The organism is Pseudomonas sp. TAA207 (assembly GCF_001529285.1).
Classification (GTDB): domain Bacteria; phylum Pseudomonadota; class Gammaproteobacteria; order Pseudomonadales; family Pseudomonadaceae; genus Aquipseudomonas; species Aquipseudomonas weihenstephanensis.
This window is the reverse complement of sequence record NZ_LLWJ01000064.1, coordinates 141,517-157,980: the sequence shown is the minus strand read 5'-3', so window position 1 is coordinate 157,980 and position 16,464 is coordinate 141,517. Positions and strand designations below refer to the sequence as shown.

At 57.7% G+C, this 16,464-nt stretch carries 14 protein-coding genes and 1 pseudogene; 10 read left to right on the top strand and 5 right to left on the bottom strand.

The features are described 5' to 3' along the window. Nucleotides 1-19: 19 nt before the first annotated feature. Together AP059_RS10765 and AP059_RS10760 are read left to right on the top strand one after the other, a co-directional pair. Nucleotides 20-958 (top strand): iron-sulfur-binding ferredoxin reductase, encoded by a 939-nt coding sequence (locus AP059_RS10765; protein ID WP_059763167.1) that lies wholly within the window; start codon nucleotides 20-22, stop codon nucleotides 956-958. Between the two features lie 29 nt (nucleotides 959-987). Then, nucleotides 988-1,752, top strand: a complete 765-nt coding sequence (locus AP059_RS10760; protein ID WP_059763166.1) for an enoyl-CoA hydratase-related protein — start codon at nucleotides 988-990, stop codon at nucleotides 1,750-1,752. Nucleotides 1,753-1,856: 104 nt separating this feature from the next. On the opposite strand, the gene pyk is transcribed toward AP059_RS10760, so the two are convergent. Then, nucleotides 1,857-3,308, bottom strand: coding sequence for a pyruvate kinase (gene pyk / locus AP059_RS10755; RefSeq protein WP_048363545.1), 1,452 nt, complete (start codon nucleotides 3,306-3,308; stop codon nucleotides 1,857-1,859). 161 nt (nucleotides 3,309-3,469) lie between these two features. Here pyk and AP059_RS10750 point away from each other — a divergent pair, with 161 nt between their 5' ends. The 3 genes from AP059_RS10750 to sbcB all read left to right on the top strand — a co-directional run bounded on the left by AP059_RS10750 (nucleotide 3,470) and on the right by sbcB (nucleotide 5,931). Further along, nucleotides 3,470-3,844, top strand: a complete 375-nt coding sequence (locus AP059_RS10750) for a tetratricopeptide repeat protein (RefSeq protein ID WP_048363546.1) — start codon at nucleotides 3,470-3,472, stop codon at nucleotides 3,842-3,844. Nucleotides 3,845-4,051: 207 nt separating this feature from the next. Further along, a complete protein-coding gene (locus tag AP059_RS10745) occupies nucleotides 4,052-4,411 on the top strand; it encodes a pilus assembly protein PilZ (RefSeq protein WP_059763165.1) in 360 nt (119 codons plus the stop codon). Nucleotides 4,412-4,485: 74 nt separating this feature from the next. Then, nucleotides 4,486-5,931, top strand: a complete 1,446-nt coding sequence (sbcB, locus tag AP059_RS10740; protein ID WP_059763164.1) for an exodeoxyribonuclease I — start codon at nucleotides 4,486-4,488, stop codon at nucleotides 5,929-5,931. Between the two features lie 82 nt (nucleotides 5,932-6,013). Here sbcB and mvaT read toward each other — a convergent pair whose 3' ends face one another. Next, nucleotides 6,014-6,391, bottom strand: coding sequence for a histone-like nucleoid-structuring protein MvaT (gene mvaT / locus AP059_RS10735; protein WP_048363549.1), 378 nt, complete (start codon nucleotides 6,389-6,391; stop codon nucleotides 6,014-6,016). 350 nt (nucleotides 6,392-6,741) lie between these two features. Here mvaT and purU point away from each other — a divergent pair, with 350 nt between their 5' ends. Together purU and AP059_RS22460 are read left to right on the top strand one after the other, a co-directional pair. After that, on the top strand, nucleotides 6,742-7,590 hold the full coding sequence (gene purU / locus AP059_RS10730) for a formyltetrahydrofolate deformylase (protein WP_048363700.1): 849 nt from the start codon (nucleotides 6,742-6,744) through the stop codon (nucleotides 7,588-7,590). Between the two features lie 127 nt (nucleotides 7,591-7,717). Further along, nucleotides 7,718-7,891, top strand: a complete 174-nt coding sequence (locus AP059_RS22460) for a hypothetical protein (RefSeq protein WP_165599928.1) — start codon at nucleotides 7,718-7,720, stop codon at nucleotides 7,889-7,891. Nucleotides 7,892-7,923: 32 nt separating this feature from the next. Here the strand turns inward: AP059_RS22460 and AP059_RS23235 are convergent, their stop codons facing one another. After that, nucleotides 7,924-8,688 (bottom strand): methyl-accepting chemotaxis protein, encoded by a 765-nt coding sequence (locus tag AP059_RS23235; RefSeq protein WP_441295894.1) that lies wholly within the window; start codon nucleotides 8,686-8,688, stop codon nucleotides 7,924-7,926. A gap of 93 nt (nucleotides 8,689-8,781) precedes the next feature. Beyond that, a pseudogene (locus AP059_RS23230) lies at nucleotides 8,782-9,813 on the bottom strand (HAMP domain-containing protein); the annotation flags it as partial. A gap of 196 nt (nucleotides 9,814-10,009) precedes the next feature. Here AP059_RS23230 and AP059_RS10720 point away from each other — a divergent pair. Beyond that, complete coding sequence (locus tag AP059_RS10720) at nucleotides 10,010-11,488, top strand: helicase HerA-like domain-containing protein (RefSeq protein WP_059763162.1); 1,479 nt, start codon at nucleotides 10,010-10,012, stop codon at nucleotides 11,486-11,488. A gap of 79 nt (nucleotides 11,489-11,567) precedes the next feature. On the opposite strand, the gene AP059_RS10715 is transcribed toward AP059_RS10720, so the two are convergent. Beyond that, nucleotides 11,568-12,032 carry a DUF721 domain-containing protein gene (locus AP059_RS10715; RefSeq protein ID WP_059763161.1) on the bottom strand — a complete coding sequence of 155 codons (465 nt, stop codon included), beginning with the start codon at nucleotides 12,030-12,032 and terminating at the stop codon, nucleotides 11,568-11,570. A 308-nt stretch (nucleotides 12,033-12,340) separates the two neighbouring features. On the opposite strand from AP059_RS10715, the gene secA reads away from it, so the two are divergent. Continuing rightward, nucleotides 12,341-15,094, top strand: a complete 2,754-nt coding sequence (secA, locus tag AP059_RS10710) for a preprotein translocase subunit SecA (protein WP_059763160.1) — start codon at nucleotides 12,341-12,343, stop codon at nucleotides 15,092-15,094. Between the two features lie 119 nt (nucleotides 15,095-15,213). Continuing rightward, entirely contained in the window at nucleotides 15,214-16,431 is a 1,218-nt protein-coding gene (argJ, locus tag AP059_RS10705) for a bifunctional glutamate N-acetyltransferase/amino-acid acetyltransferase ArgJ (RefSeq protein ID WP_059763159.1), read from the top strand. The last annotated feature ends 33 nt before the right edge of the window (nucleotides 16,432-16,464 follow it).

Below are 16,464 nucleotides of genomic sequence, written 5' to 3'. Positions count from 1 at the left end.
AGCCCCACAGGAGCCTGAAGTGCCCGAGTTACACGTCGCTGACCAGCACTGGTCAGTTGCCACCGGCAGCAATTTGCTCGACAGCCTGAATCAGGCGGGCGTGCCCGTGCCTTACAGTTGCCGCGCGGGCAGTTGCCATGCGTGCTTGGTGCGCTGTGTGCGGGGTGAGCCGCTGGACTTGCAGCCGGATGCCTTGACCCGAGCGCAGCGTGAGCAAGGCTGGCGCTTGGCGTGTCAGTGCCAAGTGGTCGAAGACATGCAGGTCGAGGCATTTGACCCGGTGCGCGATGGCGAGCCTGCCGAGGTGGCGGCATTGGACTGGTTAAGCCCCTCGGTGCTGCGGCTGGGCCTTTTACCGCGGCGCCCACTGCGTTACCGCGCGGGGCAGCATCTGGTGCTGTGGACGCGCAGCGGGGTGGCGCGCCCGTATTCGTTGGCCAGTCTGCCGGGTGAGGACCCTTTGTTGGTGGTGCATGTCGATTGCAGCGCTCGCGGAGCGTTCGTCAATGCGGCGCGTCAGCTTGTGGTCGGCGACGTGTTGCGCCTGGGCGAGCTGCGCGGTGGCGCGTTGCATTACGACCCTGACTGGCAGGAGCTGCCGTTGTGGCTCTTGGCCGCAGGCACGGGGCTGGGGCCGCTTTACGGTGTGCTGCGCGAAGCCTTGCGCCAGGAGCATCACGGGCCGATCCGCCTGGTGCATGTGGCCACAGACACCGCAGGGCATTACCTCAAGCAGGAGCTGGACGGGCTGGCGCGCACGTATCCAGCGCTGTGTGTGGAATACGTGTTGGGCGCTGAGCTGGCTGACTATCTAGTCCAGATGCGTCTTGTTTCCCGTCAAACGCGCGCTTTAGTCTGTGGCCACCCCGACACGGTTCAAGCGTTTGCCAAGCGCTTGTTTCTGGCGGGGCTGTCGCGCAACCAACTGCTGGCGGATGTTTTTCTAAGCCGCAGTTGAGCGCAGGTTCCGACTCTTCGGGAGCACGCATGACTCAAGCCATCGTTGTAGAGCGCGACGGCGCGGTGTTGACCTTACGCCTGAACCGTCCCGAGAAGAAAAACGCCCTGACCCGTGACATGTACAGTCGTTTGGCGCACGCATTGGAACAAGCCGATGCGGATGCCTCAGTGCATGCGGTGGTGTTGTGCGCCAGCGCGCAGTGTTTTACCAGTGGCAATGACATTGCTGACTTTCTTCAAGACCCGCCCGTGGACCTGAGCAGCCCGGTGTTTTGTTTCATGCGCAGCCTGATGGCGTGTCGCAAGCCCGTGGTCGCGGCGGTGGCCGCCACCGCAGTGGGGATCGGTACGACGTTGCTGCTGCATTGCGATCTGGTGTACGTAACAGCAGATGCGCGTCTGCGCATGCCCTTTGTCAATCTGGGGCTAAGCCCGGAGTTTGGTTCGAGCCTGTTGTTGGTGCAGCGGCTGGGGCAGGCCAGGGCGGCTGAGTTGTTGTTGCTCGGTGAGGGTTTTAGTGGGGCGCAGGCGGCGGCATGGGGGCTGGCCAATGCGGCGCTGGAAGACGGTGAAGCGGTCTGGCGTGCAGCCCTTGTCGCCGCTCATCGACTGGCCGCATTGGCGCCAGCGGCGGTGCAAGACACAAAGCGCCTGATGAAAGCCCCGGGGCGCGAGCAGTTGCAGCGTGTGATCGAGGAAGAAAGCTGGCTGTTTATTCAGCGCCTGAGTTCGCCTGAAGCGATGGCGGCGCTGTCCGGATTTATCAACAAGGGCAGCCCGAAGACCTTGTGAGCCACTGACGCCGCCGGCGAAGGCGGCGCCTACGCTGAATAGTGATGACGAAAAAGCCCCGCCTGATCACTCAGGCGGGGCTTTGGGTTATCGCCTTGTCAGGCTTAAACCATTTTGTCGCCGACATGCAGGATCTTCATGCCGTTGGTGCCACCGATGGTGTGGTAGCTGTCGCCCTTGGTCAGGATGACCCAGTCGCCTTTCTCGACAACGCCGCGCTTGAGCAGCTCGTCAATGGCTGCCTGGCTGACCTGTTCTGGCGGCAACGAAGCCGGGTCGAACGGCACGGTGTAAACGCCACGGAACATGGCGGCACGGGCCTGGGTTTCGCGGTGCGGGGAGAACGCGTAGATCGGCACCGAGGAGCGGATGCGCGACATGATCAGCGGCGTGTAACCACTTTCGGTCAGCGCGATGATCGCTTTGACGCCCGGGAAGTGGTTGGCGGTGTACATGGCTGCCAGCGCAATGCTCTGGTCGCAGCTTTCGAAGGTTTTACCGATGCGGTGGCTGGACGTTTTGCTGGTCGGGTGCTTTTCGGCGCCGACGCAAATCCGTGCCATGGCCTGCACGGCTTCGAGCGGGTAGGCGCCAGCCGCACTTTCAGCCGACAGCATCACGGCGTCGGTGTAGTCGAGCACGGCGTTAGCCACGTCGGACACTTCGGCGCGGGTTGGCATCGGGTTCTGAATCATCGACTCCATCATCTGGGTCGCGACGATCACCGCTTTGTTGTGGCGGCGTGCATGCAGAATGATTTTTTTCTGGATGCCCACCAGCTCAGCGTCGCCGATCTCGACGCCCAGGTCGCCACGGGCCACCATCACGGCGTCGCTGGCCTTGATCAGGCCATCGAGGGTTTCGTCATCGGCCACGGCTTCAGCGCGTTCGATCTTGGCCACCAGCCACGCCGTGCCGCCAGCTTCGTCACGCAGTTTGCGGGCGTATTCCATGTCGGCTGCGTCACGCGGGAACGAAACGGCCAGATAGTCGACTTGCATCTCGGCAGCGAGCTTGATGTCGGCTTTGTCTTTTTCGGTCAGGGCCGGTGCAGTCAAGCCGCCGCCACGACGGTTGATGCCTTTGTGGTCCGACAGCGGGCCACCGATCAGCACGGTGCAATGCAGTGCGTCATCCGTGGCGGTGTCAACACGCATCACAACGCGGCCGTCATCGAGCAGCAACTCGTCGTTTACGCCGCAGTCTTTAACCAGATCCGGGTAATCGATACCGACGATTTCCTGGTTGCCTTCGGTCAGCGGGTGGCTGGTGGAGAAGGTAAAACGATCACCGATTTTCAACTCGATGCGTTTGTTGGCGAATTTGGCGATACGAATTTTCGGGCCTTGCAGGTCACCCAGCAGGGCAACGAAGCGGCCATGCTTGGCGGCGATGTCACGCACCAGCTTGGCGCGAGCTTTGTGCTCATCGGGGGTGCCGTGGGAGAAGTTCAGACGGGCAACGTCCAGGCCAGCAAGGATCAGCTGTTCCAGCATTTCCGGTGAGTTACTGGCAGGGCCAAGGGTGGCAACGATTTTGGTTCGACGAACGGACATGCAAAGACTCCTGAGTTCAAGCGCTGCCAAAGGCTACTATGGTCTTTGGCTGTAGTCATTGTTCCTCTGCACTACTTTCGACTTAAGTTGTGGTGCATACGGTCATTGGCCTGAAGAATTTGCTCGCGGGGTCGATACACTGCCCAGAACAGGAGATACCCATGCGCATTTTGCTCGTTTTACTGTTGGCCACCACGGTGACCGGTTGTACCCGCTGGTCGATGAATCACCATTTGAACAATGCCTACCGCGCTTACGATCGTGGGCATTGCGAAACCGTCATGCTCGAACTCTCGGAGGTTGATCGCGACAGCCGCAGTCGTCCGTATATCTGGCCGCAAACAGCGATGTTGCGCGGGCTGTGCCTGGAGCGTACGAAGTTTTACCTGGACGCTGCCCAGACTTATCAGTGGATCATCAATGAATTCCCGCAGAGCGAATATGCCTACCGCGCCAAGGCGCGCATTGAGACGCTGCGTATTCTTAAGTTCATCCCTGGGGGCGGCACCACGCAAGCGCTTCCCGCACAGATCTGATGATGGATGAAATAGAAGCTGGCCATTTGCCTGACTTTTACTAATATGACAGGGTGACAGGCCGCATTGTGGGTGCGCGCCTGCACGGCCTTGCTGCCCGGTCCGGGCCAGCACTTCGCGTGTACACCATGCCTGTGCGCCGTGGTGCGCGGGCACTCAAAGCACTAGCGCGGCCATGCTCAATGGCCTTTCAAAGTGATATTTCGCATGTTTACTGATCGCCGTATCGAGCGTCATCAACTGCCGTATTTCTTGAAAGTCTTTAATCGGTTCACGGACAAGCCTATCGGGTTCCTCGGTTGTGTGTCGGATGAGGGGCTGATGTTGATCAGTCAACTGCCGGTGCTGATCGATGCCAATTTTGAGTTGCGCCTCAAGCTGCCAGGCGTTGAGGGGCATGTGCAAGTCATTGACCTGACCGCCCGCTGCCTGTGGTGCCATGAAGATGTGACGCCGCATCACTATGATTCGGGCTTTATCCTGTATCAGCCACCTGCCGAGTACAGCGCGCTGATCACAACCTTGCGTCAGTACTTCAGTTTTTATCCCTTGCCGGCTTCTGCTTGATGCCAGGGCGCGGGGCTGGTCTTGCTCACGCTTGAGCGCCTAGACTTACGGGGTCTACTGTTCAGGAACACCCCGTGACCACTATTTTTTGGTACGACTACGAAACCACTGGCATCAATCCGCGCTGTGACAGGGCGGTGCAAGTTGCCGGTATTCGCACCGACCTGGAGCTCAATGAGATTGACCAGCCGCTCAATCTGTATTGCCAGCCCAGCGACGATATCCTGCCGCACCCAATGGCCTGTTTGATCACTGGCATTACCCCCAGTCGCCTGGAAGATCGGGGCTTGGTCGAAGCCGAGTTCATGACGCGCACGCACGCCCAACTGGCGTTGCCGGGCACCTGCGGTGCGGGCTACAACTCGCTGCGCTTTGACGACGAAGTGACCCGCTACAGTCTTTACCGAAACTTCTTTGATCCCTACGCACGTGAGTGGCAGGGCGGCAACAGTCGTTGGGACTTGATTGATGTGGTGCGCACCGCCTATGCCTTGCGCCCTGAGGGGATCGTCTGGCCGCAGGAGCAGGGGCGTGTGACGCTCAAGCTGGAGCGATTGACGGCCGCTAACGGGATTGACCACGGCCAGGCCCATGATGCGCTGTCTGATGTACGGGCCACGATTGCACTGGCGCGATTGATTCGTGAAAAACAGCGCAAGTTATATGACTGGTTATTCCAGTTGCGGACTAAGCAACGGGTGTTGGATCAGGTTCGACTTTTACAGCCGATGGTGCATATTTCCGGTCGCTTCTCGGCAGCTCGCCATTATGTGGGGGTGGTGTTACCGCTGGCATGGCACCCAAAGAATCGCAATGCACTGATTGTGTGTGACCTGCACTTTGATCCCCGGCCGTTATTGGAGTTGGATGCAGCCACCTTGCGCCAAATGCTCTACACGCGACGTGAAGACTTGGCCGATGGACAATTACCAGTGCCGCTCAAGCTGATACACGTTAATCGGTGTCCTGTGGTGGCGCCGTTAAATGTAGTGCGTGCGCAGGATCAAGAGCGTCTGCAACTGGACATGGATGAATATCAGGCCCGGGCGCAAACTCTTATCGAGCACCAGCAAGTTTGGCAGGAAAAACTAGCGGCTGTTTATGCCCACGAAGACTTTGTTCCGAGCGCGGATCCCGAGCAGCAGTTATACGATGGTTTTATCGGTGACCGTGACCGTCGGCTGTGTGAGCAAGTAAGGCTCAGTGACCCTGAAGCATTAGCCAAAGATACGTGGCCTTTTGATGACGAGCGCTTGCCCGAGTTATTGTTCCGTTACCGGGCACGAAACTTTGCACATACCCTCAATGAGCAAGAACAGGCACGCTGGCGTGAATTCTGCCAACAGCGCTTATCCGACCCGCAGATGGGCGCACCGTTGACCCTGGAAGGCTTTAGGCAGGCCGCCGAGGAGCTGGCACGCAGCGCCACGCCTGACCAGCTTCAGGTGTTAGAGCAATGGCAGCGTTACGCGCAAGCGTTAAGCCGGCGCGTGATGCCGCAGGCTCAAGAAGACCATTGAACCTGACGTAACGCCCATAAAAAAACGCCAGCGAGCTGGCGTTTTTATTAGCAGCGCAAACAGGGTGCGCGTGCAGTGTTACTTAGTCGAGCAGCGTTGCCCAACCTTCAACCACGTCACCGCCCCACTTGGCTTTCCACTCTTTCAGAGTTTTGTGATTGCCGCCTTTGGTTTCAATCACTTCGCCGTTGTGCGGGTTTTTGTATTGTTTAACCTTACGGGCACGCTTGGTGCCGGTAGTTTTCACAACACCGCGCGGTGCTTTGCTTACTTTGGACTCTGGGTCCAGCAGCGCGATAATATCGCGGAGCGATTTTTGATACTCACCCATCAGCGTGCGCAGTTTGCCTTCAAATTCCAGCTCGGTTTGAAGTTTGTCGTCTTCGGACAGGTTCTTCAGGCGAGCTTGCAGCTCTTTGATCGCTTCTTCTGTTGCGCGGTATTCGTTGATCAGGGACATGAGGATAACCTTATGTTGAAAAGGGTTAACAGGGACACAGTGCGGCAATAATAGTCAGACACTTTGTGCAAGTAAACCTGTCTTGGCAGAATAATTTAAATTTTTATTCATTAACTTCGCAGTTTTCAATAACCCCGTTATTAAATACCGGAGGTTCCTGGGACTCATATAAGCCGTTAATGACGGCTCGCCTGTGTGCATTAAATACGACGCAGCCCGCGGTGCTGCTGACGCGGGCTGTACCCTGCGCGACTGAATGGCACAGGTAATTACCATCAAGGAATACTGTAGTTTTGCCGCGCACTCGCTAGAATGGCGGCCTTAGTAAAGTTTTTTGGAGTTTGCCCTACATGCGCACTTTTCGATTGGTGATTGCGTGCCCCGACGGTGTCGGCATTGTCGCCAAGGTCAGCAATTTTTTGGCGTCACATAATGGCTGGATCACTGAAGCGAGCCACCACTCGGACGATCAAAGCGGCTGGTTCTTCATGCGTCACGAAATTCGTGCCGATTCGCTACCGTTTGGAATAGAGGCCTTTCGTGAGGCATTTGCGCCAATCGCCGAAGAGTTTTCGATGGTGTGGCGCATTACAGACACGGCGCAAAAGAAACGCGTTGTACTGATGGCCAGTCGCGAATCTCACTGCCTGGCGGATTTGCTGCACCGCTGGCACAGCGACGAACTGGATTGTGAAATCTCGTGCGTCATATCCAACCACGATGACTTGCGCAGCATGGTCGAGTGGCACGGTATTCCTTACTACCATGTACCGGTTAACCCCAAGGACAAAGAGCCGGCGTTTGCCGAGGTTTCGCGTCTGGTTAAACAGCATGATGCTGAAGTCGTGGTACTGGCGCGCTACATGCAAATCCTGCCGCCAGACTTGTGCACCGAATACGCCGGCCAGGTGATCAACATTCACCACAGCTTCCTGCCTTCATTCGTGGGTGCCAAGCCGTACCACCAGGCTTCGCTGCGCGGCGTGAAACTGATTGGCGCAACGTGCCACTACGTGACTGAAGAGCTGGACGCCGGTCCGATCATCGAACAGGACGTGGTGCGTGTCAGCCACAGTGACAGCATTGAAGACATGGTGCGTTTCGGTCGTGATGTCGAGAAGATGGTGCTGGCCCGTGGCTTGCGCTATCACCTTGAGGACCGCGTGCTGGTGCACGGCAACAAAACCGTGGTGTTCTAAGCTGTTGCGCAACCCGCCCCAGGTTTCGGCAGTTGCTACGGGAAAGGGGAACAAAACCCGGCGTAGAAGCTGCCGAGCCGCGAGGCTACGATCAGGCGCTAAGCGCCCGTAAGCCAGGAGAGGTGCCATGAGCGATCCGCTCGACAAGGCCACGTCCAGTGCGCCTGCCACTTTGGGTGAAGGGTGCCTGAGTCGTTACGACCCGCACGCGCTCAGTCCCGAAGACGGTACGGATTTTCCTGACGCCGCCAGGCTGTGGGATGAGTTGCAGCAAGAAGCTGAAGTAAACCCTGATCTGTAGCCGCCACGGGCGGCCACAGATTCACGTCCTGTTTAAATACGGAAACTGCCGACCAGATGTTTCAGGCGCGCGGCCTGTTGCTCAAGGTCTGAGCAGGCGCGCAACGTGGCTTGCAGGTTTTCGACGCCTTCCTGGTTGAGGGTGTTGATCTCGGTAATGTCCATGTTGATCGACTCCACGACCGAGGTCTGCTCCTCCGTCGCCGTGGCCACCGATTGGTTCATGCCATCAATTTCACCAATGCGTTCGGTCACACTGACCAGCCGCTCACCCGCGCTGTTGGCGATGTGCACGCTGTCCTTGCTGTGCCGCTGGCTCTCTTCCATGGTGCTTACCGAATCGCGGGCGCTGACTTGCAACTCTTCGATCATTTTCTGCACTTGTTGCGCGGACTCTTGGGTGCGGTGAGCCAGGTTGCGGACCTCATCAGCGACCACGGCAAACCCGCGCCCGGCTTCCCCGGCACGTGCCGCTTCAATCGCCGCATTCAGAGCCAGCAGGTTGGTCTGCTGCGAAATACTGGTGATCACTTCCAGGATCTGCCCGATGTTCACGGTTTTGTCGTTTAGCGACTCAATGTGACCACTGGAGGTGCTGAGCATTTGCGACAGTTGTTGCATTGAACCGATGCTGCGTTCAACCACTTGCTGGCCTTCTTCAGCCAGGCCACGTGCGTCACTGGCTTGATGCGAGGCTTGGGCGGCGTTGCGTGCAATTTCTTGTGCCGCGGCGCCCAATTCGTTGATGGCGGCGGCCACGCTGTTGGTGCGGCTGGCTTGCTCATCAGAATTGAGCATTGAGGAATTGGACGCACTGACCACGCGCAAAGCGACTTCGTTGACATGTTCAGTGGCGGAGGCCACTTCGGTCATGGAGGTGTGGATGCGCTCAACGAATCGATTGAACGCACTGCCCAATGTGCCGAACTCGTCCTTGGACTCAACGTTCAGGCGGCGGGTGAGGTCGCCTTCGCCTTCGGCAATATTTTGCATGGCACGTGTCATCACATGCAGGGGCTGCATCAACAAACGAATCAGCAAACCGAGCAGAGCAATGATCGAGACCACGGCAATCAGGGTCGCGATGATGGCGGACGTGCGGAACGTGCTGAGCATGGCGAAAGCCTGCTCTTTATCAATCGACAGGCCCACGTACCAGTTGACCGACCCCAAGCCTTTGACCGGGGCAAAGGTCACGATCCGGGTTTTACCATCGACCTGGACTTCGCTGATCTCGGTGCTGATCGGTGGTGTGCCTTGAGGGTAGATATCTTTGAGGTTTTTTGTCACCAGGTTGCTGTCGGGGTGAACCAGGATCTTGCCGTCCGAACTGATCAGAAAGGCATAGCCCATGCCATCAAAGTTCAGGGCGTTGATGCTGTCAGTGATGGTCTTGAGGGTCAGGTCGGCCCCTATCGCACCGAGCGTCTGGCCAGCTTTTTTAACCGCCGTGCCAATCGAGATAACCATCTGCCCGGTGGCCGCGTCGATATACGGTTCGGTCAGGCTGGCCCCGTTGCTGTTCAGTGCGTTCTTGTACCAAGGGCGGCTGCGCGGGTCATAACCGTCTGGCATTTTGCTGTCCGGGCGGATGGTAAAGCCGCCTTGGCTATCACCGTAGTACACCAACATGAACGTGCTGCTGAGGGCTTTTTGCTCCAGCAGGCTGCTGACGTTGTCTGCTTGCGGGTTAATGGCGATCGATTCGGCCAGGTTTTCACTCAGTACGATGCGTCCGCCCAACCAGGTTTGAATGTTGTTGGCGGTGGCGTTACCCATTTCGTGCAGGTAGTTTTCCAGGTTGCTGCGGATGGCGTTGCGCTGCAAATAATCGTTGTACAGCGTAAATAGCGAGAAGGCGGCTATTACGATCAGGGACGCGGCAAGCAGGATTTTATGGCTGAAACGCAGGTTTTTATTCATGGCTTGAAGGGTCCGCTAAGGTCTAAAAGTTCGATGCCTACCAACTTGAAATGCGCGCAACATAGAAATCACTGACAGAACCGGAGCAATTTCTATATTTGTTTGCGCTCTTTCCAAAATTAAATTCGGATTTTTCTGGTCTAGCATTAACGCTGTATCGACGTGTCATCGCGAAAGATTAATTAAAGGTGGGAAAATGCCTGACTCCTCAGCTCTACTTCTCGGCGCCGACCTTGCGGGTCAGCCTATCGCTCAGTCTTTGCGCCTGGCCAATCGTCATGGCCTGGTCGCGGGGGCGACGGGGACAGGTAAAACCGTGACCCTGCAACGCCTGGCAGAGCAATTCAGTGATGCTGGCGTGGCGGTGTTCGCGGCCGATATCAAGGGTGATCTGTGCGGCCTGGGGGCGGCCGGTAACCCGCAAGGCAAAATCGCTGAACGGATCGCGGGCATGCCGTGGCTCAATTATCAGCCCAAGGCTTACCCGGTGACGTTGTGGGATATCCAGGGCAAAACAGGCCATCCATTGCGCACCACCTTGAGTGAAATGGGGCCGTTATTGTTGGGTAGCTTGTTGGAGCTGACGGACAGTCAGCAGTCAGCGCTGTATGCGGCGTTCAAGGTGGCGGACCGTGAGGGGCTGTTGCTGCTGGATCTTAAAGACCTCAAGGCGCTGCTTAACCACCTGCGTGAAAACCCTGAGGTATTGGGAGATGACGCGGCCTTGATGACCACCGGCTCCAGCCAGGCGCTGTTGCGCAGGCTGGCAACGCTGGAGCAGCAAGGCGCAGAAGCATTGTTTGGCGAGCCGGCGTTGCAGCTGGAAGATATCTTGCAGCCGAGCAGTGATGGTCGCGGGCGTATTCACCTGCTCGATGCCAGTCGCTTGGTGCATGAAGCGCCCAAGGTGTATGCCACCTTCTTGCTGTGGCTGTTGGCCGAGTTGTTTGAGCAATTGCCGGAGCGTGGCGATGCTGAAAAGCCGCTGCTGGCCCTGTTTTTTGATGAGGCGCATTTATTATTCGCGGGCACGCCCAAAGCACTTCAGGACCGATTGGAGCAAGTCGTCAGGCTGATTCGCTCCAAAGGTGTCGGCGTGTACTTTGTCACACAATCGCCTGCGGACTTGCCCGACACCGTGCTGGCTCAACTGGGGTTGCGTATTCAGCACGGTTTGCGGGCGTTTACGGCTAAAGAGCAAAAGTCGCTCAGGGCTGTGGCCGAAGGCTTTCGCCCCAATCCGGCTTTCGATGCTTTGGCGGTGCTCACGGAGTTGGGCACCGGTGAAGCGTTGGTCGGCATGCTGGAAGACAAAGGTACGCCGGCGATGGTGCAGCGTGTGCTGATCGCGCCGCCTCAATCGCGAATCGGGCCGTTGACGGACGCCGAGCGCGGCGCATTAATCGCCAGTTCCCCGTTGCAGGGCCGTTACGATAAGCCCATTGACCGTGAGTCTGCCTATGAAGTGCTGATGGCGCGTAAAGGTGGCGTGCCTGAGGGGCAGGCGCCAGTCGCGCCAAAAGAGCCGGGGTTTCTGGATCAGGCGGGCGAGTTTTTGGGTACCTCGACCGGCAAGGCGCTGCAATCAATGGCGCGCCAGGCCGTAAACCAGATGGGACGCCAATTGGTCCGCGGCTTGTTGGGTTCGTTACTGGGCACCAGCAAACGTAAATAAACGGGCGCGTAATCGCTGTCGCAGGCTGCGCGCTTTTAAAGCGCGCACCTCAAGAGAGGTTCGCGCCTTGCGGCAGTGGTTATATAGGTTCGGGTTTAGGCTTTGCGTGACTGGCCAGGCGTTCAAGGGCTGCGCGCAGTGCGGGGTCGGTAATGCCTTCGGCCGTTGCCTGAATGGTTTGTGCGGCGCCCTCTGACAAGTCCAGCGTGTGGCCTGCCACTTTGGCCAGCACGGTGGGCGGCTGCACCTTGAATAAAATCCGGGTCAGGCTGGCGAATTCATCAAACGCTTGTAATTGACGCTGCAAGCGTTTTTGTTGATAGCGCAGGCGGGTCGCCCAATGCCCATCGGTCACGATTAACAACAGGCTGCCTTCACGCCATGAGGCTACGTGGCAATGCTCGCGCGCTGCCGGTTGAAGCTGGCTCTCAAGCAGGCGTTGCAGGTGCGCCAGGCGCCGTGCGTGGCCAAAAATGGCTTTTAGCGGCTTGGCCTCGCGCAGCAGGACGGAGGGTGCCCGAGCTGGATGTGGGCGAAATGCCATGTTCTAACACCTGGGAAAACTGAGGCGCAATCTTAGCAGAATCCACCCATGTGACTGTGTTTGATCCTGCCGTAAACGGCTTTCGCTGCAAAATCAATGGGTAACTTATTCGCCTTATGGGTTGAAGTTCAGCAAAAAGCCCTTATTTTAGTGAAGCCCCGTCACAACGCTGTACCAGTATCGTGGAATAACGCCACTTTCCTCACCGCCGTTTCCGGGTAGAATGCTCGCTCGCATGCGGCCATCAGGGCTGCTCGGGCGACTCTCGGGGCCGCCCTCCATCCCTATGTGTGGAAGATCCTGCCGATATGTTTGCGCCTTTGTTAAAGAAACTTTTTGGAAGCAAGAACGAGCGCGAAGTTAAACGCATGCTCAAGACGGTACAGGTCGTTAATGCCTTCGAAGAGCAAATGGTTGCTCTGACTGATGAGCAATTGCGCGCCAAGACCGAAGAGTTCAAGGCCCGCATAGCCAAAGGTGAGACCCTCGATCAACTCCTGCCAGAAGCCTTTGCGGTGTGCCGCGAAGCGGGCAAACGCGTCATGGGCATGCGCCACTTTGACGTGCAGCTGATCGGTGGCATGACCTTGCACGAAGGCATGATCGCAGAAATGCGTACCGGTGAAGGCAAGACCTTGGTCGCGACCTTGGGCGTTTACCTCAACGCGTTGTCCGGCAAGGGCGTACACGTTGTGACCGTGAACGACTACCTCGCCCGCCGAGATGCCAACTGGATGCGTCCGCTCTACGAGTTCCTCGGTCTGACTGTCGGTGTTGTCACGCCGTTTCAGCCGCCACAGGAAAAACGCGAAGCCTACGCCGCCGATATCACCTACGGCACCAACAACGAATTCGGCTTCGATTACCTGCGCGACAACATGGCTTTCAGCATGGAAGAAAAATTCCAGCGTGAGCTTAACTTTGCCGTAATCGACGAAGTCGACTCGATCCTCATCGACGAAGCCCGTACGCCGCTGATCATCTCGGGGCAGGCCGAAGACAGCTCCAAGCTGTACACCGAAATCAACAAGCTGATCCCGCGTCTCGAACAGCACATCGAAGAAGTGGAAGGCGAAGTAACCAAAGCCGGTCATTACACCATCGACGAGAAGACCCGTCAGGTCGAACTGAACGAAGCCGGTCACCAGTTCGTTGAAGAAATGCTCACCCAGATCGGTTTGCTCGCAGAAGGCGAAAGCCTGTACTCGGCGCACAACCTGGGTTTGTTGACCCACGTGTACGCAGCGCTGCGTGCTCACAAACTGTTCCATCGCAACGTTGAATACATCGTTGAAGACGGCCAGGTACTGCTGGTTGACGAACACACCGGGCGTACCATGCCGGGTCGTCGCCTGTCCGAAGGCCTGCACCAGGCCATCGAAGCGAAAGAAGGCCTGAACATTCAGGCAGAAAGCCAGACCCTGGCGTCGACCACTTTCCAGAACTACTTCCGCCTGTACAACAAGCTGTCCGGCATGACCGGTACGGCGGACACCGAAGCGTTCGAATTCCACCAGATCTACGGTCTGTCGGTGATGGTGATTCCGCCGAACAAGCCTTTGGCGCGTAAAGACTACAACGACCTGGTGTTCCTGACCGCTGACGAGAAGTACGCGGCGATTGTGGCTGACATCAAAGACTGCATGGCCAAGGGCCGTCCGGTACTGGTCGGTACGGCGACCATCGAAACCTCCGAGCACATGTCCAACCTGCTGAATAAGGAAGGCATCGAGCACAAGGTTCTGAACGCCAAGTTCCACGAAAAAGAAGCTGAAATCATTGCACAGGCCGGTCGTCCGGGTGCGCTGACCATCGCCACCAACATGGCCGGTCGTGGTACTGACATCCTGCTGGGCGGTAACTGGGAAGTGGAAGTGGCGTCCCTTGAGAATCCGACGCCTGAGCAAATCGCACAAATCAAGGCCGATTGGCAGAAGCGTCACCAGCAAGTGCTGGAGTCGGGCGGCCTGCATGTGATCGCTTCCGAGCGTCACGAGTCGCGTCGTATCGACAACCAGTTGCGTGGTCGTGCCGGTCGCCAGGGTGACGCGGGTTCCAGCCGTTTCTACCTGTCGCTGGAAGACAGCCTGATGCGTATTTTCGCCTCTGACCGGGTGAAGAACTTCATGAAGGCGTTGGGCATGCAGTCTGGCGAAGCGATTGAGCACCGTATGGTGACCAACGCGATCGAGAAGGCTCAGCGCAAGGTTGAAGGGCGCAACTTCGATATCCGTAAGCAATTGCTGGAGTTCGATGACGTCAACAACGAGCAGCGTAAAGTGATTTATCACATGCGTAACACGTTGCTGGCCGCCGATAACATCGGTGAAACCATCGCTGACTTCCGCAAAGACGTGCTCGACAGCACGATCAGCGCTCACATTGCGCCACAATCGCTGCCTGAGCAGTGGGACGTGGCAGGTCTGGAAGCCGCCATCGAAAGCGGTTTTGGCGTGAAGTTGCCGATTCAGCAGTGGCTTGATGAAGACGATCACCTGTACGAAGAAACACTGCGTGAGAAGCTACTGAGCGAATTGATCGCGGCTTACAACGAGAAAGAAGAGCAGGCGGGCGCTGAGGCGCTGCGCACCTTCGAGAAGCAAATTGTGTTGCGCGTGCTGGACGACCTGTGGAAAGACCACCTGTCGACCATGGACCACCTGCGCCACGGGATTCACTTGCGCGGTTATGCGCAAAAGAACCCGAAGCAGGAGTACAAGCGCGAGTCGTTCAACCTGTTCTCCGAGCTGCTTGACTCGATCAAGCGCGATTCGATCCGCGTGTTGTCGCACGTACAGGTTCGTCGCGAAGACCCGGTCGAAGAAGAAGCGCGTCTGCGTCAGGAAGCTGAAGAGCTGGCCTCGCGCATGCAGTTCCAGCATGCCGAAGCACCGGGCCTTGATCAGCCGGACGCCTTGGCCCAAGTACTGGAAGGCGCCGATGTCGATGAAGTGACCACGGCCAATGATCCTGTTCGTAACGAGCAGAAGCTGGGTCGCAACGAGTTGTGCTACTGCGGCTCGGGCAAGAAATTCAAGCACTGTCACGGGCAAATCAACTAAGTAGCCTGTTTCAACTGCTGAAGAAACACCTGCGCCGCGACCGGCAATAGCCGTCGCGGCGTTTTACCTTTGAATTCCCGCCTTTGAGGGCGGCGCACACATCTAAATAGGAGCGCATCATGGCGGTTGGTCTTGGTCCTTTGCCCACTTTGCACCCGGTTGCAGGTTTTGAACTGGGGATTGCTTCAGCCGGTATCAAGCGGGTGGGGCGTAAGGATGTGGTGGTGATGCGTTGCGCCGAAGGCTCCAGCGTGGCCGGAGTGTTCACTCTGAACGCATTCTGTGCGGCGCCCGTGATCCTCGCCAAGCAGCGCGTGCAAGGTGCGGTGCGGTATTTGCTGACCAACACCGGCAATGCCAACGCCGGGACGGGAGCGCAAGGTCTGGTGGCTGCGACCCGCACGTGTGCCAAATTGGCCGAGTTGACGGGTGTGGAGGCCAGCGCCGTGCTGCCTTACTCCACTGGCGTCATCGGTGAGCCGTTGCCGGTCGAAAAAATTGAAAGCGCCCTTCAGGCTGCGCTCGATGACCTGTGCGAAAACAACTGGGCACAAGCCGCTACCGGCATCATGACCACAGACACTTTGCCCAAAGGTGCAAGCCGCCAGTTTCAGCACGAGGGTGTGACCATCACCGTGACCGGCATCAGCAAAGGTGCGGGGATGATTCGTCCCAACATGGCGACCATGTTGGGTTACATCGCCACTGATGCCAAAGTGTCGCGTGAGGTGCTGCAAAACCTGTTGCTCGATGGCGCTAACAAGTCGTTCAACCGCATCACCATCGATGGTGATACCTCGACCAACGATTGCTGCATGTTGATTGCCACCGGCAAGGCTGATGTGCCTGAAATCACCGAAGCGCGCGGTCCATTGTTCGATGCGCTGAAACACGCGGTGCTTGAGGTGTGCATGGACGTGGCTCAAGCCATCGTGCGTGACGGCGAGGGCGCAACCAAGTTTGTGACCGTTGAAGTCAATGGTGGGGCGAATCATCAGGAATGCCTGGATGTGGGTTACACCGTGGCGCACTCGCCGCTGATCAAAACCGCGCTGTTTGCCAGCGACCCTAACTGGGGACGTATTCTGGCGGCGGTAGGGCGCGCAGGCGTGCCTGAGCTGGACGTCAGCAAAATTGATGTGTTCCTCGGTGAGGTGTGCATTGCCAGCGGCGGCGCTCGTGCGACGACGTACACCGAAGAGCAAGGCTCGGCGGTCATGGCGCGCGAAGAAATCACCATTCGCATTGAGCTGGGGCGTGGTGCATGCAGCGAGACTATCTGGACCACTGACTTGTCCCACGAGTACGTGAAAATCAACGCCGAATACCGTACCTGAGTGTTTCGACATTGCCTGTCAGTCACCGCGTGA